The sequence below is a fragment of the Turicibacter sp. GALT-G1 genome (assembly GCF_025594995.1).
GTDB lineage: Bacteria > Bacillota_I > Bacilli_A > MOL361 > Turicibacteraceae > Turicibacter > Turicibacter bilis.
The window spans coordinates 36,786-59,456 of sequence record NZ_JAMQUS010000015.1 but is presented as its reverse complement, the minus strand read 5'-3'; the positions used below and the strand labels follow the sequence as shown (position 1 = coordinate 59,456).

The following is a 22,671-nucleotide window of genomic DNA, read 5'->3' as shown; positions in this document are numbered from 1 at the left end:
CATAAAATCGTGACGTAGGATTATCACCAGCGAAAGCATAAGCATCTGCTCCACCATATTCATCAAAATCTTCACCTTAAATGAAATCAGGTTTTGTTTTTTCTATTGTTACAGCATGATTTGAACCATCAGTGGTTGGATTATTTTGACAAGCTGTTACAACTCCTAATGCCATTAGAAGTGAGGTGAATATTAGTTTTTTCATTTCGTTGCATCTCTCCAATCTATTTTTTTGCTATAAGTTTAGTAATTATAAACTTTGTGTAAAAAAACTAAAAAAAATTACTCTCATAAAAAAAATAGTTAAATCTATTTTTTAAGTTTTATTTACGTCATGAAATGTATCATATACCATTTTAAAGCATAAATCAATAAAAAGTTCCGAAAAAAGTTTAAAAATATTAAACTGAAAGATAAGTAAAAATAAGAAAAGAAGAGGTATCATTAAACTTTACTCTCAATAGCTAGATTTCATGTGTGTGTTAGTGTATGATAAGTGAAGTATAGTTTTATCGTTAATATTGAAACAGTAAGGAAGATGAGGTATGAATGAGAATTTTCAAACGTTTTATTGGAGTAAATTAGATAATGTAGCGAAGTTATATGCCCTTGTTTCTAGTTCGAAGGCAACGAATGTATTTCGTTTATCTGTCAAGATGAAAGATATGATTCAAGTTGACCTTTTATCAGAAGCGGTGAGGGCAGCGTTAATTGAGATGCCTTCCTTTAGTGTACGTTTACGTAATGGATTTTTTTGGTATTACTTTGATATGAACTTACAAAAGCCTCGTATCCGAAAAGAATATACATATCCTTGTTCTAAAATGACGAAATTTACAAATAATAATTATTTATTTAGCATTACTTATTATGAGAAAATGATTCATTTAGAAGTCTTTCATGCGCTGGCAGATGGTGCAGGAGCCACTCAGTTTTTAAAGGTTATCATTTATCATTATCTCAAACGTTTATATCCAGAATTAGCGACGGAATCCATTGTGATAGGTGGAGATCATTCATCTTTACCTGCGATGGATGAAGACAGTTTTTTAAAGGTAAAAAGTGAAGCTCAATCAAAAGTCATACCGAAAACAACTGTAGCATATAAAATAACAGGTATTAAAAAACGTCCTCAAGAATTAAAGGTCATTCATGGGATTATGTCTGCTAAACAGGTCGTTCGTATCGCAAAGCAATATGAAGTGACCGTATCCAGCTTGCTATGTTCAATTTTGATTTATGCGATCTATGAACAAAATTATAAATTTAATCAGGATCTTCATCCTATTATTGTCACGGTTCCTATTGATTTAAGAGGGAGATTTGGTTCACATACGTTAAGAAATTTCTTTTCAAATGTTAATGTGACGATTACACCAGGTCCTGACTTAAGCTTTGATGACTTATTAAAAGACGTTTCAAACCAATTGAATGAGGGAAAAAAGCCAGAAGTTGTTAATCGAAAAATTAATGATAATGTCAGTGCTCAAAAAAACATGATGATTCGTTTCGTGCCACTAGGAATTAAGAACATGGTGATGCGTCATATTTATCATGAAGCGGACAAAGGAGTTACAACAACGTTATCAAATTTAGGGCGTGTCGTCTTACCTGAATCATTAGCTCCATATGTTGAGGAAATGCGAATGATGATTCCTGTGACACCTCATCAACCGATTCGTTGTGGTGTTATTTCTTGTAATGATCAATTCGTTTTAACATTTACTTCTTCTTTAGAGGAAACAGATATTCAAAGATACTTTTTCAGATTTTTAAAAAAATACGGGATTGATATAACAATCTCTTGTAATGAGGAATTTAATCATGAAATATTGTTCTAAATGTCAGATGAAAGTACAAAATCAATTGAATAACTGTCCACTTTGTGGGCAATCACTGGAGTCGGTTGAATTTGAAATTGAACGAGATTATCCAGAGCAATTTGCAAAAAAACGCCGTTTTTCTATTCGAAAATCCATTATTTTTTTAGCGATGATGATTATCTCCTTCTCATTTATCAGTGGGATTTTTCAAGATTTTCAATGGAATTGGGTATTCATTATTACAGCTGCAACACTTTACTTAACTATTAGTGCTATTTTAGGATCACGTGTGAAAAGAAATATTGGTCCAAATATTTTAACACAGGTTATTGGAATATCGGCTTTATCAATCATTATTGATTATTTTTTGGGATATAGTGGGTGGTCTTTAGAGATTATTTTCCCGCTGGGGTTAATGGCTGGAACAACTATAATTACTGTCATGATTCTTCTTAATTCAAAGCGATTTACGGATTTAGTTATTTATCAATTGATGTTTGGATTGATGGGAATTGTGATTTTGGCGATGATTTATTTCCAAGTCATTCTGTTTCGTCAAATTGCTATTATTGGAAGTTATTATACGATCATTACTTGTGTCGGTTTATTCTTCTTTGCAGATCGTCAGATGATTCATGAGTTGAAGAAAAAATTTCATTATTAATTAATATTTTTGATAAAAAATACAAATTATGTAAGAAATGATTTACAAATAGAAAAATAGATGTTATAGTATCCATAAGTTAAATAATTCCAATTGAATCGTGATTCCTTATAAAGAGAAGTGGAGGGACAGGCCCGATGAAGCTTCAGCAACCAGTACAGATGTACAGTGGTGCTAAATCCGACAGAACTATTCTGAGAGATGAGGAGAACAGGTTAGTATGCTGATTTTAAACTAAGGTGTTCTTCTGATTTCTCAGAAGGAATCCTTAGTTTTTTTAATTAAATAATAATCCTTATCGAGAGAAGTGGAGGGACAGGCCCGATGAAGCTTCAGCAACCAGTACAATGTACAAAGGTGCTAAATCCGACAGAGCTATTCTGAAAGATGAGGGAGTGAGTGAGAATTTATTTAGATTTGAACGGACTTCTTTCATCAGCATAAGGAGTCCGTTTTTATTTTGGAAACAGCAAGAAAGGAGAGTCAATATGATTGAACTGAAGAATGTGAGTAAAACTTTTTCGCTAAAGGGGAAGATTGTTGAAGCGGTTAAAGAGGTTAATTTGACAGTAGAAGCTGGTGAAATTTTTGGGATTATTGGATATAGTGGTGCAGGCAAGAGTACTTTAATTCGATGTTTAAATTTTTTAGAAGTTCCAACTGAAGGTGAAGTGATTGTTAATCGTCAAGTGCTAAATCAATTATCGCCCAAAGAATTAAGATTAGCTCGTCACAAAATTGGGATGATTTTTCAGCACTTCAATTTATTAAAGACACGAACTGTTTTTGATAACGTTGCTTATCCGTTAAAAGGTCAAAAAATTAGTAAAGAAGAAAAGAAGGAAAAAGTACTACGTCTTTTGAATTTAGTGGGTCTAGAGGATAAAGCAGATGTGTATCCTTCCCAATTAAGTGGGGGACAAAAGCAACGTGTGGCCATTGCACGAGCATTGGCTAATGATCCTCAAGTTCTATTATGCGACGAGGCAACATCTGCACTTGATCCACAGACGACAAAGTCGATTTTAAAACTTCTTAAAGAAATTAATAAAGAGTTAGGATTAACGATTGTGTTAATTACGCATCAAATGGAAGTGGTTAAAGAGATTTGTCATAAAGTTGCGGTCATGGAGAAGGGCCGTATTATTGAACAAGGAAATATTGTTAGTGTCTTTTCAAATCCACAATCAGAGATTACAAAAGATTTTGTGTCCTCATTATTCCAAGATGAGAAAATCTTTGAGTTATTAGCAGAAAGAGCACCACTAGAAGAACTGAGTCACTTAGAGAAGCTAGTTAAAATCTCATTTGTTGGTCAGCAAACAGGACATGCCTTTATTTCGAAGTTATCAAAGCAATTTAATGTAGAGGCAAGTATTTTATTTGGAAGCATTGAGATTATTCAAAAGACCCCGATTGGTCATTTGATTGTTAGCTTCCATGGTAACAAAGAAGAAATCTTTAGTGCGATTAACTATTTAGAAAACTCAGATATTCAGGTGGAGGTGTTAAAGAATGAATCAGTTGCTTAATCAAATTTGTCCGAATGTCGTAGCGTATTTTCCAGAGTTAATTCAAGCGCTATGGGATACATTATTGATGGTGGTCATCTCGGGATTGTTTGCTGTGTTAATTGGTTTACCCATTGGAGTTGTTTTAGTCGTGACAAGACCGGGACATTTGTTAGAACAAAAAGCAGTTAATCTGATAGTGGGGAAGTTCATTAATGTTTTTCGCTCGATTCCATTTATTATTTTATTAGCATTTATTATGCCATTAACTCGAGCAATTGTCGGAACATCGATTGGATTAAAAGGGGCAATCGTTCCTTTAGTGGTAGGAACTGCGCCATTTGTTGCTAGACAAGTAGAATCAGCCTTATTAAATGTGGATCCTGGTGTGATTGAAGCTGCAAAGGCAATGGGATCAACGCCATTTGAAATTATTTATCGTGTCCTACTTCGAGAAGGGCTAGGTGGAATTATTTATGGACTAACGATTACGACGGTTAGCTTAATTGGATTTTCGGCCATTGCTGGAAATGTCGGTGGTGGAGGTTTAGGAGACTTCGCTATTCGTTATGGGTATCAGTACTATAAGGGAGATATTATGGTAGTAACGGTCATTATTATTATCATTTTAGTTTCAATCGTTCAAAGTGTTGGGGAAGCACTTGAACGAAAGTTCAGTCATTAATGAACAAAGAAAAAAATCAAAGGGAGAGATAGAAATGAAAAAGAAATTATTAAGTATTGTAACAACGATTTGTTTAGGAATTTTATTAGTAGCATGTGGTGGGCAACCTGAAGATGCTGACAATGTCATTAAATTAGGGATCAATGGAGAAGTGAATCAGATTTGGAAAAGCGTTCAATCACGTTTAGCAGATGAAGGGATTGATTTACAATTTGTAACATTTAGTGATTATAATTTACCGAATCAAGCATTAGCTGATGGCGAAATTGATGCAAACTCTTTCCAAACTATTGCGTTTTTCGAACAATTTATTAACGATCATAATTTAGATTTAACATCAATTGGCTATACGGTTTTAGCTCCAATGGGAATCTATTCATCAAAAATTTCTGACTTAAATGAGTTACCAGATGATTCAACTGTTTTAATTCCAAATGATGCATCAAATGGAGGACGCGCCTTATTATTATTACAAGATGCGGGTTTAATTAAATTAGCGGATGAAGTTGGAATTACACCAACTGTAAAGGATATTGTTGAAAATCCTAAGAATCTTGAAGTTGTTGAATTAGTCGCACAACAATTACCACTTTCATTAGCTGATGCAGAAATTGCAGTTATTAATAATGGAGTTGCCGTACAAGCTAACTTATCACCTTTAAATGATTCTATCTATATTGAAAATACAGAAAGTGAGTCTGTTGTAAATTATTATAATATTATTGCGGCTCGTACGGAGGATAAAGATAATCCAACATTAAAAAGATTAGTGGAAGTTTATCAAACAGAGGAAACGAAAAAAGCAATTGAAGAGGAATATAAAGGGGCAAGTATTCCAGTTTTTGAATAAGAGTATAGGGGGAGATTATCATGGAACAAAAAATTATTAAAGTACAAGATTATTTAAATAAACGTCGAGAAGATTTTATTCAGATTAGTCATCAAATTCATGAACGTCCTGAGAGTTCAAACGAAGAATATTTTGCCTGTGAGTTATTAAGTGAGACATTACGCCAAGCCGGATTCGATGTTACTGTGAATGTGGCAGGTCATGAAACAGGATTTGTGGCTCGTAAAGCATCCTCTAAACTAGGTCCGATTATTGGGATTTTAGCTGAATATGATGCTTTAGCTGGACTTGGTCATGGATGCGGACATAATATTATCGGGGCTAGTAGTGTAGCAGCCGGTTGTGCATTAGCTCAAGTGATTGAAGAAACGGGTGGGGAAGTCGTTGTATTTGGAACGCCTGCTGAAGAAGGGGGAGATAACGGAAGTGCAAAAGGATCATTTGTTCGCGAAGGATTATTTAAGGACGTTGATGTTTGTATGATGATTCATCCAGGTAGCAAGACGACTATTACTGGACCTTCTCTTGCTAATCATCCAATTGAGTTTGAATTCTTTGGACGACCAGCTCATGCAGCGGGATGTCCAGAGAAAGGAATTAATGCCTTAGATGCGATGATTGTGTTCTACAATGCAGTAAATGCACTTCGTCAACAATTGACACCAGATGTTCGTATTCATGGAATTATTACACATGGTGGGGATGCACCAAATATTATTCCTGAATATACAAAAGCAAGATTCTATATTCGTGCTAATACGATTCAAGTTTGCGAAGAAGTGACTGAACGTGTGATTAAAGCAGCAGAAGGAGCAGCTTTATCGACGGGATGTGAATTAAAATATACGACTTATCAAAATATTGTGGAAGATTTAATTGTTTATCCAAAGTTTAATGAATTATTTACAAAAGTGGCGACTGACCTTGGACTAGAAGTAGAGGAACTTGATCCGAATGCTTCACGTGGTTCAACAGATGCAGGAAATGTGAGTCAAGTGGTTCCAACGATTCATCCATCACTTAAAATTTGTGAACCTCATGTTGCTGGTCATACTAAAGAGTTCAAAGAGGCGGCGGCTTCTAAAAGAGGTGATCAAGCGGTTTTAGATAGTGCTGAAATTTTAGCACGTATTAGTTTAGAGTTACTGTTAGATTCTCAAAAATTAAAAGAAATTAAAGATGAGTTTGCATTGTTAAAAGCTGAATAGTCAAAGACAAACGCATAGAGCAATCTATGTGTTTTCTTGTTTTTATCATTGTTATTTTGCGGAATAAAACATAAAGTGATGATTAGTGAATATAATGAAGTAATTTAATCAAAGCTGTTGGGATAGGAGGAGAAGAAATGAATTCATTTTTTGAAGGACTTGGAAAGAAAGTTTCTCAAACAGGACAAGATGCGATGAAAAAAACGAAAGAACTAGCTGAGATGACAAAAATTAATTCGCAAATCGCTGAGGAAGAGAAGAAACTGAATAAATTATATATGAAGTTGGGACAACTTTATTATCAGATGCATAAGAATAATCCGGAGTTAGTATATACGGATATTTGCCAAGGAATAGGTGGATGTTTACAGACTATTGATCGATATGAAGTGATGTTAAACGAGTTAAAAGGGATTAAGCGATGTGAGAAGTGTAAAACGGAAATGCCGATTTCATCAACGTTTTGTCAAACGTGTGGAAGTAAATTAAATGATGAACGAGAAACCATTGTTTCGACCATTTGCCCGGAATGCGGAATGGAAAATGGAGGGCATGCAACGACATGTATTAAATGTGGAAAGTTACTATAAGAAAAAGCTGTTGATGTTTAAATCAACAGCTTTTTTATAATTATCTATCTAGAGGGAGATAAGTTTTTACATAATGAAAACCTTTGGTTTATAAAAGCAACTTTAGAAATCAGTTCTGTATAGTGATTACCATTTAAATGCGTTCCAATCTTCTGCGTATTTAGCGAATAATTCATTAATAGCTTTACCGATTTCAGCATATTCTTCATCTTTTAAGTTAGCTAATGAAACACGAATTGACCAAGATGGTCCTTCAAATCCACTACCATTTAATAAGACAATACTGTAACGATCAGCTAATTCAAATAAGAACTCTAATGAATTTCGTTCCTCTTTAAGGTATTCAACGAATTCCTCACCATATTTAAGTTTTGCCCAAACCAGTAAATCAATTTCGTCATAGTATGACGTACTATAAGGATTTTCTTCTAAGGTCAGTTCATCAAGGTAAGTATGTAATAACTGTTTACGACGACGACAAATTTCTTTTGTTTGATTTTTATACGTATCATTTTTATCTAGTAAAGCAAAGATTGAGAAAAATGCCATCTGTACTTGTTGTGGGGTCGATAATCCGGCCGTATGGTTAAGTGCGACTTGACGGCTATCTGCTACAATACGGTCGATAAATGGAATATGATCTGGATCAGTTGTTAAAGCACCATAACGTTCTCTTAAAATATCTTTTGCGTCCTCGGGTAATTGCTCGATTAAATGATTGTAGACATTATCTTTTGCTAAGGCAATGACGCCAAGACGCCAACCTGTTACACCAAAGTATTTTGAGTAAGAATAAACGCCTAGTGTATTGTAAGGCATTGAACACATTAAAGATTGAAACTTATCTGCGAATGTCCCATAAACATCGTCGGTAACAATCATTAAATCTGGATTTTTAGATTCAACAATATGTTTCAAGTAGAACATAGACTCTTCATTGATTGCCACTGAGGGTGGATTACTTGGATTAACGACGCAGGCTAATTTAATTTTAGTATCTGCTAATTTATCTAGCTGTTCTTTAGGATATTGCCACGTATGGCGTCCACTTTCATTAACCTCAGAAGCATAGATTTTAACAATGTCGAAATGATAGCGAGGTAAGTTTGCAATTTCGACATAAGGTGTAAAGATTGGAACAAACAGAGCAATTTTATCACCTGGTGATAAAATACGGTTGGCGATTAATGAATCAAAGATATAGCACATAGCAGCAGTTCCACCTTCAACTGCATATAAATCATGAGTTGCTGTTTTAGGGTCACCTCCCATCTCTTTAATGACATAGTCCTTAACTACTTTTTCAGTATGAATTAGCATACGATCAGGAACTGGATAATTGTCACCAATAATAGCATCTGTTAATTCGAATACCCAACTATCAGGGTCAAAATCATGCTCCTTAATTCCATAGTCAATAATATCTTTTAATAACTCAATACCAGGAGCATTGGAATTATGCTTTGTATATACTAAGAAACGTTCATAAATTCCTGCTTTCTCTGGCATTCCCGCTAAATCTTTATCAGACCATGTTCGTTGGGTTTCTTCCACGGCGAATTGTCCAAAGGTAAAGAATGCCTGACGAGGAGTAGCAGCTGTCCAGTTTGGATTACCACGTCCAGCATTTAACATCATGCGGACACCCTTTTGTTCTGATTTTTTAGCCATTTTAATCAGTTCATCTTTTAATTCGAATGGACTTAAGCTTTCAACTTTCTTAATCATATCTTGAATTTTTCTACGTCTATTTTCTTCGTGTGTTGTCATATAAAACTTCCTTTCAAATGTTCAAGCTATTTTCAAATTAGGAGAAGAAGATAATGACGATGGAACCCCAAACGGTTAATAAAATGTTACCAACCGCGTATGGGACAGTGTATCCAAGTACAGGGGCATTACTTTTCGCCTTTTCACAGATAGCTCCAATAGCAGCAGTTGTTGTTAACGCTCCTGCAGTAGCACCAAGTGTAATGGGTGCCTTGAACTTAAAGACGTATTTCCCTAATAAAATTCCTGCCAATGTTGGAATGATAGTTACAATGACACCAGCTAAAAAGAAACTAATTCCAGATGTTTTTAATCCAGAAACAAAACCAGGTCCAGCATTAATTCCAACGACAGCAACGAATGCTGCTAGCCCTACATTACTTAAGAACCAGGCAGTACTTGAGGGAATACGACCAATGGTTGGACGACGTGAGTGAAGTAGTCCAAAGATTAATCCCATAATCAGTGCCCCACCACTTGTTGATAAACTGATTCCTACTTTTCCAATCATTAAAGCTGGAATCCCGATTAATCCACCAAGTAGAATCCCAAGGCCTACAAAAATCATATCTGTCTCATCAGAATTACGCGCTGGACGACCTAATTGATAAGCCAGTACTTCAACTTCATCTACCGGTCCAGTTAAGGTAAGAACATCATGATTTTGGACGATTGTATCATTTTGGTAAGGTACTTCTTCACCAGTACTTTGAAGTTTAGAAATAAATACTCCTCGAGTAAGTGTATGATGACGAATTTCTTTAATTGATTTACCAATAACCTTATCACTTTTAACGTAAACAGCTAGTGATTCTGTTGGGAAGTTAATTAAGTGATAATCTGAGATTTCTTGTCCAATATCTAATAAGTTAATTTTTTCAACATCTCGTTCTTTAAAGGCGAAAGCGACATGATCATTTTTTTGAATGACCTCATCACCGGCTGGCTTGAACACTTTATTTTCGCGTTTAATTCGAACAAGGAATAAACGAATACTATCTCGTGCCAGTTTTTTTTCAATCGTTGAAACTGATTGTCCAACATATTTGTCACTAATAATATATGCACGATAGTCTAAGTCACCCGCCCGTGAATTTTCTAAGCTATTTTCAAGTTTATCTTTTGAGATATTGTCAAGCTTTTTACTTTCTTCTTCAAGATCAACACCAAGTATTTTTGGTCCAACAGTGGCTAAAATAAAAGCACAACCAATCGTTCCAAAGATATATGTTACGGCATAACCTACAGGCACAAAATCCATCATTGATTTTTTATCACTAGCAGCTATACTTAAGTTTGATATAGCATCTTGTGCAACACCAATAACTGCGGATTGAGTTAAAGCGCCTGCAGCTAAACCAGAGGCCTGACCAGCGTTGTATCCGAGAATTTTTCCGACTATAATCGTAGAAATTAAACCAATGACACAGACGATAACAGAAAAAATTACTTGAGGAATTCCTTCTTTTTTTAATCCTTTAAAAAATTGAGGTCCGGCATTATACCCTAATGCAAATAAGAAAAGAAGGAAAAACACAGACTTAACAGTGTCGTCAATCGTAATATTTAATTGTCCAATAATAACACCTGTAATAAGTACACCAGTGACGGATCCGACTTTAAATGATCCGATTTGAATTTTTCCAACTGCATATCCAATGGCCAATGTTAAAAATAAGGCAAGCTCTGGATGTGATTGGAGAGCATGTACGAACCATGTCATAATAATTACCTCATTTTTTTAAATTTTTTAGCATCACTTTCTTATTTTAAACATTTGTTTTTATCCTATACTTTTTAAAAGTGCACTTTATCTTGCTTAGATAAGAATATGAATAGTAAAAGGATATAAACTACTAAAGATAAAAAAAGAAATGAGGTGGAGATTTGGAAGGTTACTATTTAATGCCGCATCCTCCAATAATTGTTCCCAATATAGGTAAAGGAGAAGAATTAAAGTTATATCAAACAAGTTTAGCTTGTTATGATATTGCACAAGAAATTGCAACTAAAGAACCTGAGACAATTATCATTGTAACTCCGCATGGACCGATGTTTTCAGATGCTATTTCCATTTCCGATGGAGAGGATATTAGTGGTGATTTTAGACGATTTCAATGTTTTGATATAAAGGTGGATGTAAAGCTTGATATGGAATTTAATGAGGTTTTACTTAAACTATCCCAAGATGAACAAGTTCCTGTTGTCTCTGTTGATCGAGAATTATTACGAGCCTATGGACGTCCCTTTGAACTGGATCATGGAACATTGGTTCCTTTATATTTTGTGAATAAATATTATCAAAATTATAAATTAGTTCATATTACTTATGCTCCTTTAAGTGATCGAATGCTTTATAAATTTGGGATGCTTCTTCAACAAGTAGCTCAAAACCTTAATCGTAAATCGATACTGATTGCAAGTGGAGATTTATCTCATAAGTTAAGTACAAGTGGACCTTATGCTTATTCTCCGTACGGAGAACAATTTGATCGTCAGTTTTTAGCCAAGCTTTCATCCTCTCAACCATTAGATATTTTTGAGTTAGATTGTGAAATGATTGAAGAGGCTGCAGAGTGCGGTTTAAGATCGACGAAAATATTAATGGGAGCACTAGATGGAAAAGAGATAAAAGGAGAAGTGCTCGCTTATCAAAGTCCATTTGGTGTCGGCTATGGAGTGGTTAAATTTAACGAAGTCGGTGTTGGAACCAAAGCACTAAAATATATTGGACGGAGGGAGCAAGGTATGACAGAAGTGTTACCGAAAGGAAGTAATCCGTATGTCCGATTAGCTAGAAAATGTTTAGAGGATTATTTCACACAAACTAAGACAATGATTGCGAAGGAAGAATTACCAGAAATTATGGTGGCTCATCGTCACGGCGTCTTTGTCTCCTTAAAGAAAGACGGACAATTACGTGGATGCATTGGAACCATCTTTCCAACAACGGATTGTGTTGCATCAGAAATTATTAGAAATGCGATTGCAGCAGCTACGGAAGATCCGCGATTTATTCCTGTTCGATTTGAAGAATTAAAACAGATTCAAATCTCCGTAGATGTCCTTATGACACCAACATCAGCAAGTATTGAGGAACTCGACCCAAAACGTTATGGTGTGATTGTAAGTAAAGGCATGCGTAAAGGGGTACTTTTACCTAATTTAGAAGGAGTCGAATCGGTAGATGATCAATTAGCGATTGCTTGTCAAAAAGCTGGCATTAATCCCGATGGAGATTTTGATATTGAAAAATTTGAAGTGATTCGTTATAAAGAAGGTGAGCGATAGTGGATTATCCCGTTCCGTTTTTTGAACGAAAACAAGATCGTATTCAATGTTTAATATGTCCACATAAATGTCTGATTTCAGAAGGAAAAACAGGAATATGCCGAGTTCGAACTGTACAAAATAATCAGCTAATGGTTATCAACTATGGCGAAGTTACCTCAGCAGCAGTTGATCCCATTGAGAAAAAGCCACTGTATCACTTTAAACCAGGAAAAAATATTTTATCACTTGGGAGTTTTGGTTGTAATATGACTTGTAGTTTTTGTCAGAACTATGAGATTTCTCAACATCGTCCTAAAACAGACACACTATCGATTGATGAATTAAGCGAGGCCTTAGCTTCGGTTGAGAATAATGCAGGAATAGCTTACACGTATAATGAGCCGCTAATGTGGTATGAATACGTTTATGATACGGCAAAAGAGTTAAAGCGTCGTAATCCTGACACGAGTGTTGTTATTGTCACAAATGGTTACGTTAATGAAGAACCTTTAATGAAATTATTATCCTATGTTGATGCAATGAATATTGATTTAAAGGGGTACTCAAATCGTTACTATCAAAAGATTTGCGGCGCTCAACTAGATCCAGTTCTAGAGACGATTAGACGTGCTAATGACTATATTCATATTGAAATTACCACGTTATTAGTCACAGATGAATTTGATGCTTTAGAAGAAGTAGAACAAATTGCCCAGTTTTTAGCGTCCATTAATCCAGATATCCCGCTACATTTAAGTCGTTATTTCCCCCGTTATAAAATGAAAAATGAAGCTACAAATGTTGATATCATGGCTCAAGCTGTGGCGGTTGCTAAGAAATATCTAAATTATGTCTATATCGGCAACGTTGCGGGTGCTGATACGAACACTTATTGTCCGAATTGTCATGAACGTTTAATTGAACGACATCAATATGAGACACGTTGTTTAATTCATGAGTCAAAATGCCCAACTTGTCACATACCAATTCCCATTAAGCTATGATGTTAAAAGCAATGCATGAAATTTGACTTTAATTAAGAGTCCATGTACAATATCTCCTGTTGAAAAAGAGGAGATGAATGAGAATGAAAAAAATATCAAATACGGCATTTGTTTATACAATTGTTGCATTAGTAGCGGGTGTGGTGTATCGAGAGTATACGAAAGTTGTTGGTTTCTCAGGTAAAACGAATTTATCGTTATTACACACTCATTTATTTACTTTAGGTATGTTATTTTTTTTAGTTGTGTTAGCATTAGAAACAACATTAAAGTTAAGTGAACAAAAAATCTTTAATGGATTTTTTATGACTTATAATGCGGGTTTAATTTTAACATCACTAATGATGGCAGTTCGTGGATTTTTACAAATTCAAGATGCTGAACTTTCTAAAGCAGTTAATGCCTCAGTTTCAGGAATATCTGGTGTTGGTCATATTTTATTAGGAGTAGGACTTATCTTATTCTTTATGAATCTTAGACGTACCATTGCAACAAAATAATCAAAAGACGTATTGAGTGATGGGGCTCAATACGTCTTTTTTATATTGAAATCATAGATTTTGATGGGGGAGTTGTCGATTGCTCTTTTGTTAAAAGGAAATGAACAATCATTGAGATAATTCCACTAATAATTAAAAAGGCATAAAAACTAATTCCACGACATAACAACATCGCTGGGACGATAAGGTTACTTGCAAAGAATAGTTTAAAAGCACTCATAAATGCATTTTCTGAAGCACCAACTGCCCCAGGAAGTGGGATGGATGAAACAGCTAATGAGACTAATGACTGAAGCGAGATAATTTGTAATAAAGTAAAGTCGTTAAGGTGGAATGCTTTATAAACAAAATAGGGCACTAGATAAGTAGAAGTTAATTGAATGGTTGTTGTAAAAACGACACGTAGTAATAAAAGAGGTCGTGTTTTAAGGTAATCTGCTCCTATGGTATACTCTTTTACTAGTGATTCTAGTTTAAATCGTGTCGCGGGTACATCTTTTATGATTCGAATAGCGCCTAACCATTTAGTAACTAAGTAGATTAATTGATAGATAAATTTTTTTGAAAACATCGCTAATAAAATACCAATCGTTAATAAAAGGTTAATTGTTACACTAAACATTAAGAAGTATTGAATTCCATGAAGATTAGTCATAATAAATTCATGGTTCAGAAGGAACATAATTCCAGCGTATGCCATCATGACCATTTGATAGACAACGGTAATAATTAATAAATTTAAGGAAGAATAAGAAAGATTGATGTTAGCTTTGTTCATATAAAACATTTGAGCGGGTTGCCCACCAGAGGAAGAGGGAGTAATTGAACTAAAATAGAAACCGATAAATGCAAATCCTAGACATTTTATGTAGGAAATCTTTTGTCCGAGGGCACGCATAATTGAGAATGTATTCATGGCTTCACACCCAACGAAGATAAACATCATACAAAGGCCTAATATAATATAGAATAAATTAACATCTTTTAATGTTTGAAGTAACGTAGGTAAAGATTGATCTTTAAAAATAAAATAGCTTGTAATTATGATTAGAGAAATCATAAATAAAAGGCTTACTGATGATTTTAGCTTATTATTCATTACTGGCTCCTTTCTAGAGAAATGAATTTCAATCCTTTTATTTTTAATTGTGGGATGGCTAGTTCTAAGGCACCGATGGTATTTAAAGGGGCCCCGTAATCAGCGCCGCAATCATGACTAGAATCATGTAAACAGATTATTGAATTTGAATGACACTGTTTAATCAATCGTTCTTTTAAGAGAGATTTAGATTGATTTTTCCAGTCTTGAATCATGACATTCCAAAGACAAAGTTTTAATTGATGTTTTTTCATGAAGTGATAAGTAAATAAATTCATATGTCCCCAGGGTGGACGATAAAGGTGACACGTTACATTTAATTGATTCATAATGTCGAGGCTTTGTTGAAAGTCTTTTTTTGTATAGAAATAACTATGTAACCATGCATTTTTATGTTCGAGTGAATGAAGACCGATTTCATGTCCTTCATCTATCATACGTTTGATGAGATGAGGATATTTTTTAGCGTTCTTTGCAACAACAAAAAAGATAGCTTTTATATCGTGTTTGTTTAGGAGATCGAGAAGCTTCTCAGTATAGATTTCATCAGGTCCATCATCAAAGGTGAGAAGTATTCCTTGTTGTTGAGTATCGGTGATTGCATTTGAATTAAAGTGTTTATGGTAATAGGTTGGTAAAATTGAGTGGATGATAAACACACTTAGTGGTAATAATAAAAAAATCATTATTGTTAGGCTCCTAACTGACAGTTTTGATAAGACAGGATAATGGTATCAAGTGTCGCATGATTGAGCTGCTGCTTAAGTGACTTCATATTTTGTCGTATTTCATAGAGATTTGTTTCGTCATTTAAAATTTGAGAGAGATAGTGAATATTTATCAGTTGCTGTTTTGATATAATTCGACCGAGTCGATGGTAATTAATGAATTGAGCATTTTTCATTTCTTGTTGTAAAAAAGGTTCGATAATTAACATCGGTAGTTCGGAATGAATCGCTTCAAATATAGTGATTCCCCCTGGTTTAGAGATGATTAAATCAGCTTGTTGCATGTAGTTATAGACTTGATTAGTAAAACCAATGACATCGATGTTTTCATATTTTCCATGTAATTTCTGAAAAAGTTTTTTATTACCTCCTGTAATCAGCGTTGTTTTTATATTTTTTAAGTTATTTAACTCTTTATAGAACTTTTTTGATTTTGGTAATAAACCTAGACCACCACCCATGATTAAAAGGTGTTTATTTTCTTGATGTAACTGAGGTAATACATGATGGGATTTAAAGGCTAATTTGACTGGAATTCCAATTACATGAAGTTTATTTCGAGGAATTCCTTTTTCGATTAATTCTGACTGAAGAGAAGGACTTCCTACTAAGTAACAGTCTGTTTGATCATTAATCCATTCTGAATGACTACTAATATCTGTAATACAAGTAATCAGTGGAATTTGACAACTAGATTTAGTTTTATAATGAGAAACTAACTGAGAACAATAAGGAATGGTTGAAATAATCACTGTTGGTTTTGTAATTAAAAGTAATTGTTGTAGTGATTTATAGAAGTAATCGCCTAATATAGGTTTTGAAGTTTCGTTGCCATTTTCTGTATAGTTATAAAATATATTATAGCATATAGATGCTCGATTGATAAGGAGACTAAAGCTTCGGTAAATGAGTTTTGAGATATGTGGCAGTGTATAGTCGAATATATCGACAATCGTAACATCTGAATTTTCAATGGTAGATTTAAGTTGTTCCTCTATTGAATAGGATGCTGAGTAATGCCCCATTCCAAATTTCCCTGTTAAAATTAGAACTTTCATATTATTTCCTCCTGTTTCCTATAGGTTTATTATAGAAATTAAATCTTTAGATTTGTTCTATAAAAATCTTAAGATTTTTTAAAGATTCTCTGAATAATACGTTAAGAAAATAATGGTATTTTAACTAACAAGGGAGTGTAAGTTTAAACAATAACTGTTTTCTTACCCTGAATAATGAATATATTTGGATTAGGAGTATAACCGTGTCGATTAGGATAAATTAACATAATGTAGTAACAGCTAGAGTTTAGGAAAAATTATGGATCAGAAAAGGGGATTTAGATGATGAATCAAGTAGAAAATTATTTTGAACGAGTGGCAAATGATATTAAAGAAAAAGCGCCATTATATTTGAAGATGAGTCATCAAATTCATGAAAAACCTGAATTAGGCAATGAGGAACAATTTGCGTGTCAATTACTGACTAATTTATTAAAAGAGGAAGGATTTGAGGTTGAGATTGATATTGCTACCCATCCAACAGGTTTTATTGCGCGTAAGAAAAGTCAGAAGGAAGGACCCTCAATTGGAATACTCGTTGAATATGATGCATTAAGAGGCTTAGGGCATGCGTGTGGTCATAATATTATTGCTATGATGAGTATAGGTGCGTCTTTAGCTATTTCTTCAGTCCTTGATGAGTTAGGTGGAAAGGTAGTTGTTTACGGAACACCTGCTGAAGAGGGAGGACCACACGGGAATGCAAAGGAGAGTTATGTACAAGAGCATCTATTTGATGAAGTTGATGTCTGTATGATGATTCATCCGTTTCATACAACAGCCCCTACTCAACCAACCCTTGCGATTGTTAAACCTGAATTTGAGTTTTTTGGTCGTCCTTCTCACGCGGGAGCAGCACCTGAAAAAGGGATTAATGCCTTAGATGCTATGCTTCTATTTTATAGTGGGATTAATGCCATGCGGCAGCAAATGCCACCAAGGGTTTTAATTCATGGAATTATTACAAATGGTGGTGAGGCGCCAAATATTATACCTGCATATACGAAAGCTAGCTTTTATATTCGAGCTCCTAAATCTGATTTATGTGATATTTATAAAGAAAAAATTTTAAAAATTGGTCAAGGTGCTGCATTAGCAACAGGATGTAGGTTTAAATATGATGATTCACTTAACCGAGTGAGGGAAATGTTCATTATCCCAAGTTTCGAAAATCTTTTTATTGAGGAAGCCAATCGATTAGGGTTAGAGGTTAAAACGAAAGATTGTAAAAGCATTGGTTCAACCGATGCAGGAAATGTGAGCCAGGTGGTTCCAACGATTCATCCAACGATTAAAATTTGTAATGATTCTATTACGATTCATACGGAGGAATTTAAACAGGCAGCTAAATCAGAAGCAGGTGATCAAGCTATTATTGATGGCGCAATCATTTTAGCGCGTATTGCAGTTCGCTTATTGACGGATGATGATTGTTTGAAAATGATTAAAGAAGAATTCCAAAAAATAAAAGAAGCTCATTTATCTGAAGTAATTGAAGAGAGGGGTTAAAGAAGCCCTCTTTTTATATGTTCTTCAACTAAGAGATACATAAAGGGGCAAAAATATACATTAATGTATAATTTTTTAATGAACGGAAGAATATTTGAAGCGTACGAATAAATATAATGATTAATATAAAAGGAGGGGAATAGATGAGTTACATTGTGGATAGTTTAGTTGAACTAATCGGGAATACACCTTTATTGCGTTTAAACAAATATAGTCAGCAAGTAGGAGCAAAGGCAGAGTTAATTGCTAAGCTAGAGTATTTTAATCCAGCGGGAAGTGTAAAAGATCGAATTGCTTGTGCCATGATTAAAGCAGCTGAAAGCCAAGGGGTTTTAACGAAAGAATCGATGATTGTTGAACCGACGAGTGGAAATACGGGGATTGGCTTAGCCTTTGTTGCGGCAGCTAAAGGTTATCAATTAACGTTAGTGATGCCAGACACGATGAGTATCGAGCGTCGAAAGTTATTAAAAGCTCTTGGTGCCAACCTTGTTTTAACAGAAGGGGCGAAAGGGATGAAAGGTGCCATTGCTAAAGCTGAGGAACTTTGTCAAGAAATTCCGGGGGCGATAATGCTTCAGCAATTTGAGAACCCGGCTAATCCAGCTATTCATCGTTTGACGACAGCTGTTGAAATTTGGAATGATACAGATGGATTAGTTGATATCTTTGTTGCTGGCGTTGGGACAGGTGGAACAATCACAGGAGTAGGAGAAGTATTAAAGGAATATAACCAAAATGTGAAAGTAGTTGCAGTTGAACCAGCAACTTCACCCGTTTTATCAAAAGGGGTAGCCGGCCCTCATAAAATTCAAGGAATTGGTGCTGGATTTGTTCCGAATGTTTTAAATTGCAATATTATTGATGAGATTATCTCTGTATCAAATGAAGATGCCTTTCAAACATCACGTCTATTAGCGGATGCAGAAGGTTTATTAGTGGGCATTTCTTCTGGAGCAGCGGTCTATGCTGCAACTGAGTTAGCTAAACGTGAAGAAAATGTAGGGAAACGAATTGTTGTGATTTGTCCAGATACAGGTGAACGCTATTTATCAACTGGATTATATAATGAAGACTAATGAAAAGGTGAGCATTTTAGCTCACCTTTAGTATTTTTATAAAATATTAATTAGTCGACGATTGATGACCATTGATTCTTTTTTTGGAAGAACAATGGTAAGTGTATCATTAGTTAAGTTGGCTGTAATTTTATCGGCATCAACGTCGTATAGACTGAAGCTTTGTGAAAAAGAACTACTTTGGTAAGCTTGTCCTGTTTCTTCATTTGCTTGAACAACTTGTTTTACTGTTAGGATTAAATTTTGATTTTCAACAGCTAACTGGATATTTTCCCGTTTTAAATTTGGAAGTGTCAACGTGAAAATATATTCTGTTCCTTGATCATTAAAGGTTGTATTATTCATTGGTGTAAAAGCAGATTTGAAAAGTGTTTAACATCATCGTTTCCATATGATTAAAAATATCAAAAAAATTAACGGGTGCTAATGATTCATTTTTTCCGCCAAAGGGTGTTAAATTTGACATCCTATCTCCTCCTTATCTGAGATAAAAGTTATACAACATATCATATGCGATTGTCATATTTGAGTGTCTATTTTGGAGAGATTGCATGAATGAAATGGGTATGATAAACTGATAATGAGAGGTGTGATACAATGAATATAATTGAAATTGCGAAACTGGCAGGAGTATCAAAGTCAACCGTCTCTAGATATTTAAATGATGGATATGTCAGCGAGGAAGCTAGCGAGAAAATAAAAGAAGTAATTGAACAAACGGGGTTTGTTCCAAGACGACAAGCTCAGGCTATGCGTTCACAAAAAACAAATTTAATTGGTATTATTGTTCCAAAAATTAGTACAGAAACAGCTGCTCATGTCATTGAAGGAATTACTAATGAATTAAGTAACGCTGGGTATGAAGTACTAATCGGAAATACAAGTCAATCGATTGAAAAAGAATTCGATTACTTAAAAGTCTTTAAAAACCAAGTAGACGGAATTATTTTTATGGCTACTGAAATTACACCTAAACATTATGAGTTATTTGAGCAGTTACATATTCCGATTGTTGTTGTTGCTCAAAAAGTAAAGGATTATCCATGTATTGTTCATGATGATTATCATGCATCTAAAGATGCCATTAACTATTTAATTGATAAAGGTCATCGTTCAATAGGATTTATTGGCGTTGGTGAATATGATGTTGCGGTTGGAATTGAGCGTAAAAAAGGGTATTTAGATGCTTTAGAAGAACAGAAAATTGAAGCTCAATCAGAGTATATTCAAATTGGGGATTTTAGTCATGAAAGTGGATTTAACTTGACTAAGCATTTAATGTCGTTACCAAAACCACCAAGTGCAATTTTTGCCGTGACTGATAACTTAGCTATTGGATGTATGGAATATTTAAAAGAAAATGGATATAAGATCCCTGACGATATTGCAGTCATGGGGCTAGGTGATATAAAAATCGCTGCTTATATGACACCAGGGCTTACAACTGTTCATTATCATTTTCAGACGATGGGAGCTAAAAGTGCTAATCTTTTAATGCAGTTAATTCAATCAGGAAAAGAAAGCTCTAAAAATTATGAAAGCAATTTTATTTTTAATTATAGACTTATAGAACGTGATAGTGTATAATAATCTTCGTGATGAAGGTTATTATTTTTTTGAACCTGATGGGAACGTTCCTGCAAAAATCTCATTAAGTAACCATAAAAACCAATTATAAATACAGTCCAAAAAGAAAGCGTTAATTTATTTTTTTAGGACTTTGTGGGAACGTTCCCTCAAAGAAACTCAAAGTAGTAAACATTGAAGTGAGAAAAATGGAAAACAATAATGGCGTTTAGAAGAAATAATAAGTCGTCAGCTCAATGAAACAATGTATCATCTTCAACTATATATTAGTCATCCTAAAATGATTAGTATATTTACTTGTAGACAGGATACTTAGGAAGAGTAAAAAGTTATGACAAACCCAAATTATGCCGAAGTCGCTAAGGTTATTCTTGAAGCAATCGGTGGAAAAGATAATGTTGCTAGTGCTGCGCATTGTGCGACACGCTTACGTTTAGTTTTAAACGATGAGTCAAAAGTAAATAAAGCAGAAATTGAAAAAATGGATATTGTTAAAGGTGTATTTTCAACAGCGTGACAGTTCCAAATTATTATTGGACAAGGAACAGTTAATCGCGTGTATGCTGAATTAGCAGCACTTGCTGGAATTCAAGAGATGAGTACAGCAGATGTTAAAGATGCAGCAATGGAAAAATTAAATCCATTCCAACGCTTCTGTCGTATGCTATCAAACATCTTTGTACCAATTATTCCTGCAATCGTTGCAGCAGGTTTATTAATGGGGATTTTAGGAATCGTTGATAAAGTTGGTTTAGGACACTTAACTGATACTTGGTGGTTTATGTTATTAGATATGTTCTCATCTGCGGCATTTAATTTCTTACCAATCTTAATCGCAATTTCAGCTGCAAAGCAATTCAAATGTAATCCTTACTTAGCAGCCACAATTGGGGGAATTATGATTCACCCTGCATTACAAAATGCTTGGACATCAGGAACTGGTTATGAAACAGTTAATGTATTAGGAATCATTGATATGCCTTTACTTGGATATCAAGGAACAGTATTACCAATTTTAATCGTTATCTTTGTAATGTCATACATTGAAAAATATACACGTAAATATATGCCTAAAATGTTAGATATTTTATTAACGCCATTAATCACTGTATTAGTGACAGGATTCTTAGCGTTAGTTGTTATTGGACCAATTGCTAATACAGTAGGTTCAGCAATTTCAACATTCTTTACATATGCCTTAAATAACTTCGGTATCTTCGCGGGATTATTATTAGGTGGATCTTATTCATCAATCGTAATCACTGGTATTCATCATAGTTTCCATGCTGTTGAGTTAGAGTTAATTGGAAATACCGGATTTAACTCATTATTACCAATTTGGTCAATGGCAAATGTAGCACAAGGTGGGGCAGCATTCGCTGTTTACTTCTTAGCTAAAAATAAAAAAACAAAAGCAATTGCTTTACCATCTGCCATTAGTTGTTTATTTGGTGTAACTGAAGCAGCAATTTTTGGGGTAAACATGAAGTATGGTCGTCCATTCATCGGAGCTGCAATTGGTGGGGCTTTAGGTGGAGCTTACATTGTATTCTCTAAAGTTGTATTTACAGCTGTTGGAGTAACTGGACTTCCAGCCTTAGCAATTTCTGCACCTGGAACAACATTAAACTATTTAATTGCAATGGGAATTGCAGTTGTAGGAGCTTTCATTGCGACATGGATTCTTGGAATTAAAGAAGACTAATTAAATAAATTCATAGATAGAAAATGGA

The 22,671-nt window shown here is 34.5% G+C and carries 23 protein-coding genes and 2 riboswitches; of the genes, 15 read left to right on the top strand and 8 right to left on the bottom strand.

Going from position 1 to position 22,671, the window contains the following annotated elements; all coding sequences use genetic code 11:
- Positions 1 to 76: 76 nt before the first annotated feature.
- A complete protein-coding gene (locus tag NEH74_RS03395; RefSeq protein WP_262941088.1) occupies positions 77 to 205 on the bottom strand; it encodes a hypothetical protein in 129 nt (42 codons plus the stop codon).
- A gap of 340 nt (positions 206 to 545) precedes the next feature.
- Here NEH74_RS03395 and NEH74_RS03390 point away from each other — a divergent pair, with 340 nt between their 5' ends.
- From NEH74_RS03390 to NEH74_RS03360, 7 genes are all read left to right on the top strand, one after another.
- Entirely contained in the window at positions 546 to 1,841 is a 1,296-nt protein-coding gene (locus tag NEH74_RS03390) for a hypothetical protein (protein WP_262941087.1), read from the top strand.
- Complete coding sequence (locus NEH74_RS03385) at positions 1,825 to 2,487, top strand: DUF6320 domain-containing protein (protein ID WP_055306032.1); 663 nt, start codon at positions 1,825 to 1,827, stop codon at positions 2,485 to 2,487. Before NEH74_RS03390 ends, NEH74_RS03385 begins: the two co-directional genes overlap by 17 nt.
- 105 nt (positions 2,488 to 2,592) lie before the next feature.
- Positions 2,593 to 2,695: riboswitch (SAM riboswitch) on the top strand.
- A gap of 84 nt (positions 2,696 to 2,779) precedes the next feature.
- Positions 2,780 to 2,881: riboswitch (SAM riboswitch) on the top strand.
- A gap of 94 nt (positions 2,882 to 2,975) precedes the next feature.
- Positions 2,976 to 4,019: a methionine ABC transporter ATP-binding protein gene (locus NEH74_RS03380; RefSeq protein WP_055306031.1), complete on the top strand. Its 1,044-nt coding sequence runs from the start codon at positions 2,976 to 2,978 to the stop codon at positions 4,017 to 4,019.
- Positions 4,003 to 4,683: a methionine ABC transporter permease gene (locus NEH74_RS03375; protein WP_055275658.1), complete on the top strand. Its 681-nt coding sequence runs from the start codon at positions 4,003 to 4,005 to the stop codon at positions 4,681 to 4,683. The genes NEH74_RS03380 and NEH74_RS03375 overlap by 17 nt, the downstream gene beginning before the upstream one ends.
- Positions 4,684 to 4,717: 34 nt before the next feature.
- Positions 4,718 to 5,533 carry a MetQ/NlpA family ABC transporter substrate-binding protein gene (locus tag NEH74_RS03370; RefSeq protein WP_055306034.1) on the top strand — a complete coding sequence of 272 codons (816 nt, stop codon included), beginning with the start codon at positions 4,718 to 4,720 and terminating at the stop codon, positions 5,531 to 5,533.
- Between the two features lie 20 nt (positions 5,534 to 5,553).
- Complete coding sequence (locus tag NEH74_RS03365; protein ID WP_055306030.1) at positions 5,554 to 6,741, top strand: M20 family metallopeptidase; 1,188 nt, start codon at positions 5,554 to 5,556, stop codon at positions 6,739 to 6,741.
- 137 nt (positions 6,742 to 6,878) lie between these two features.
- Complete coding sequence (locus NEH74_RS03360; protein WP_055243423.1) at positions 6,879 to 7,331, top strand: zinc ribbon domain-containing protein; 453 nt, start codon at positions 6,879 to 6,881, stop codon at positions 7,329 to 7,331.
- 126 nt (positions 7,332 to 7,457) lie between these two features.
- On the opposite strand, the gene aspD is transcribed toward NEH74_RS03360, so the two are convergent.
- Complete coding sequence (gene aspD / locus NEH74_RS03355; RefSeq protein ID WP_055305510.1) at positions 7,458 to 9,101, bottom strand: aspartate 4-decarboxylase; 1,644 nt, start codon at positions 9,099 to 9,101, stop codon at positions 7,458 to 7,460.
- A gap of 37 nt (positions 9,102 to 9,138) precedes the next feature.
- Positions 9,139 to 10,824: an aspartate-alanine antiporter gene (aspT, locus tag NEH74_RS03350; protein WP_055305509.1), complete on the bottom strand. Its 1,686-nt coding sequence runs from the start codon at positions 10,822 to 10,824 to the stop codon at positions 9,139 to 9,141.
- Between the two features lie 164 nt (positions 10,825 to 10,988).
- Here aspT and amrA point away from each other — a divergent pair, with 164 nt between their 5' ends.
- From amrA to NEH74_RS03335, 3 genes are all read left to right on the top strand, one after another.
- Positions 10,989 to 12,392 carry an AmmeMemoRadiSam system protein A gene (gene amrA, locus NEH74_RS03345; protein ID WP_237257923.1) on the top strand — a complete coding sequence of 468 codons (1,404 nt, stop codon included), beginning with the start codon at positions 10,989 to 10,991 and terminating at the stop codon, positions 12,390 to 12,392.
- Complete coding sequence (gene amrS / locus NEH74_RS03340) at positions 12,392 to 13,378, top strand: AmmeMemoRadiSam system radical SAM enzyme (RefSeq protein ID WP_055305508.1); 987 nt, start codon at positions 12,392 to 12,394, stop codon at positions 13,376 to 13,378. Before amrA ends, amrS begins: the two co-directional genes overlap by 1 nt.
- A gap of 83 nt (positions 13,379 to 13,461) precedes the next feature.
- Positions 13,462 to 13,878 carry a DUF2871 domain-containing protein gene (locus NEH74_RS03335; protein WP_055275667.1) on the top strand — a complete coding sequence of 139 codons (417 nt, stop codon included), beginning with the start codon at positions 13,462 to 13,464 and terminating at the stop codon, positions 13,876 to 13,878.
- Between the two features lie 40 nt (positions 13,879 to 13,918).
- On the opposite strand, the gene NEH74_RS03330 is transcribed toward NEH74_RS03335, so the two are convergent.
- From NEH74_RS03330 to NEH74_RS03320, 3 genes are read right to left on the bottom strand one after another with little or no spacing between them, the layout of a single operon-like run.
- The gene (locus NEH74_RS03330; RefSeq protein ID WP_055305507.1) at positions 13,919 to 14,977 is read right to left on the bottom strand and encodes a YbhN family protein; all 1,059 of its coding nucleotides are present in this window, start codon (positions 14,975 to 14,977) and stop codon (positions 13,919 to 13,921) included.
- Positions 14,977 to 15,663, bottom strand: coding sequence for a polysaccharide deacetylase family protein (locus NEH74_RS03325; protein WP_055275671.1), 687 nt, complete (start codon positions 15,661 to 15,663; stop codon positions 14,977 to 14,979). Before NEH74_RS03325 ends, NEH74_RS03330 begins: the two co-directional genes overlap by 1 nt.
- Before the next feature lie 5 nt (positions 15,664 to 15,668).
- Positions 15,669 to 16,763, bottom strand: coding sequence for an MGDG synthase family glycosyltransferase (locus NEH74_RS03320; RefSeq protein ID WP_055305505.1), 1,095 nt, complete (start codon positions 16,761 to 16,763; stop codon positions 15,669 to 15,671).
- A 285-nt stretch (positions 16,764 to 17,048) separates the two neighbouring features.
- Between NEH74_RS03320 and NEH74_RS03315 the strand changes: the two genes are divergently transcribed.
- Complete coding sequence (locus tag NEH74_RS03315; RefSeq protein ID WP_237252344.1) at positions 17,049 to 18,272, top strand: M20 family metallopeptidase; 1,224 nt, start codon at positions 17,049 to 17,051, stop codon at positions 18,270 to 18,272.
- Positions 18,273 to 18,415: 143 nt separating this feature from the next.
- Positions 18,416 to 19,351 carry a cysteine synthase A gene (gene cysK / locus NEH74_RS03310; protein ID WP_055243430.1) on the top strand — a complete coding sequence of 312 codons (936 nt, stop codon included), beginning with the start codon at positions 18,416 to 18,418 and terminating at the stop codon, positions 19,349 to 19,351.
- A gap of 36 nt (positions 19,352 to 19,387) precedes the next feature.
- Here the strand turns inward: cysK and NEH74_RS03305 are convergent, their stop codons facing one another.
- Together NEH74_RS03305 and NEH74_RS03300 are read right to left on the bottom strand one after the other, a co-directional pair.
- On the bottom strand, positions 19,388 to 19,696 hold the full coding sequence (locus NEH74_RS03305) for an Hsp20/alpha crystallin family protein (RefSeq protein WP_262941082.1): 309 nt from the start codon (positions 19,694 to 19,696) through the stop codon (positions 19,388 to 19,390).
- Positions 19,689 to 19,817: a hypothetical protein gene (locus NEH74_RS03300; protein WP_262941081.1), complete on the bottom strand. Its 129-nt coding sequence runs from the start codon at positions 19,815 to 19,817 to the stop codon at positions 19,689 to 19,691. Before NEH74_RS03300 ends, NEH74_RS03305 begins: the two co-directional genes overlap by 8 nt.
- Positions 19,818 to 19,948: 131 nt before the next feature.
- Between NEH74_RS03300 and NEH74_RS03295 the strand changes: the two genes are divergently transcribed.
- From NEH74_RS03295 to NEH74_RS03285, 3 genes are all read left to right on the top strand, one after another.
- Positions 19,949 to 20,938 (top strand): LacI family DNA-binding transcriptional regulator, encoded by a 990-nt coding sequence (locus NEH74_RS03295; RefSeq protein WP_055305504.1) that lies wholly within the window; start codon positions 19,949 to 19,951, stop codon positions 20,936 to 20,938.
- A 331-nt stretch (positions 20,939 to 21,269) separates the two neighbouring features.
- The gene (locus NEH74_RS03290; RefSeq protein WP_237297073.1) at positions 21,270 to 21,455 is read left to right on the top strand and encodes a PTS transporter subunit EIIB; all 186 of its coding nucleotides are present in this window, start codon (positions 21,270 to 21,272) and stop codon (positions 21,453 to 21,455) included.
- Positions 21,456 to 21,494: 39 nt separating this feature from the next.
- Positions 21,495 to 22,643, top strand: a complete 1,149-nt coding sequence (locus NEH74_RS03285) for a PTS transporter subunit EIIC (protein ID WP_238580562.1) — start codon at positions 21,495 to 21,497, stop codon at positions 22,641 to 22,643.
- Positions 22,644 to 22,671 lie beyond the last annotated feature (28 nt).

Coding starts and splice junctions, on each gene's coding strand:
- NEH74_RS03395 (WP_262941088.1), bottom strand. CDS start 205: ATGAAAAAACTAATATTCACCTCACTTCTAATGGCATTAGGAGTTGTA.
- NEH74_RS03390 (WP_262941087.1), top strand. CDS start 546: ATGAATGAGAATTTTCAAACGTTTTATTGGAGTAAATTAGATAATGTA.
- NEH74_RS03385 (WP_055306032.1), top strand. CDS start 1,825: ATGAAATATTGTTCTAAATGTCAGATGAAAGTACAAAATCAATTGAAT.
- NEH74_RS03380 (WP_055306031.1), top strand. CDS start 2,976: ATGATTGAACTGAAGAATGTGAGTAAAACTTTTTCGCTAAAGGGGAAG.
- NEH74_RS03375 (WP_055275658.1), top strand. CDS start 4,003: ATGAATCAGTTGCTTAATCAAATTTGTCCGAATGTCGTAGCGTATTTT.
- NEH74_RS03370 (WP_055306034.1), top strand. CDS start 4,718: ATGAAAAAGAAATTATTAAGTATTGTAACAACGATTTGTTTAGGAATT.
- NEH74_RS03365 (WP_055306030.1), top strand. CDS start 5,554: ATGGAACAAAAAATTATTAAAGTACAAGATTATTTAAATAAACGTCGA.
- NEH74_RS03360 (WP_055243423.1), top strand. CDS start 6,879: ATGAATTCATTTTTTGAAGGACTTGGAAAGAAAGTTTCTCAAACAGGA.
- aspD (WP_055305510.1), bottom strand. CDS start 9,101: ATGACAACACACGAAGAAAATAGACGTAGAAAAATTCAAGATATGATT.
- aspT (WP_055305509.1), bottom strand. CDS start 10,824: ATGACATGGTTCGTACATGCTCTCCAATCACATCCAGAGCTTGCCTTA.
- NEH74_RS03335 (WP_055275667.1), top strand. CDS start 13,462: ATGAAAAAAATATCAAATACGGCATTTGTTTATACAATTGTTGCATTA.
- NEH74_RS03330 (WP_055305507.1), bottom strand. CDS start 14,977: ATGAATAATAAGCTAAAATCATCAGTAAGCCTTTTATTTATGATTTCT.
- NEH74_RS03325 (WP_055275671.1), bottom strand. CDS start 15,663: ATGATTTTTTTATTATTACCACTAAGTGTGTTTATCATCCACTCAATT.
- NEH74_RS03320 (WP_055305505.1), bottom strand. CDS start 16,763: ATGAAAGTTCTAATTTTAACAGGGAAATTTGGAATGGGGCATTACTCA.
- NEH74_RS03315 (WP_237252344.1), top strand. CDS start 17,049: ATGAATCAAGTAGAAAATTATTTTGAACGAGTGGCAAATGATATTAAA.
- cysK (WP_055243430.1), top strand. CDS start 18,416: ATGAGTTACATTGTGGATAGTTTAGTTGAACTAATCGGGAATACACCT.
- NEH74_RS03305 (WP_262941082.1), bottom strand. CDS start 19,696: ATGAATAATACAACCTTTAATGATCAAGGAACAGAATATATTTTCACG.
- NEH74_RS03300 (WP_262941081.1), bottom strand. CDS start 19,817: ATGTCAAATTTAACACCCTTTGGCGGAAAAAATGAATCATTAGCACCC.
- NEH74_RS03295 (WP_055305504.1), top strand. CDS start 19,949: ATGAATATAATTGAAATTGCGAAACTGGCAGGAGTATCAAAGTCAACC.
- NEH74_RS03290 (WP_237297073.1), top strand. CDS start 21,270: ATGACAAACCCAAATTATGCCGAAGTCGCTAAGGTTATTCTTGAAGCA.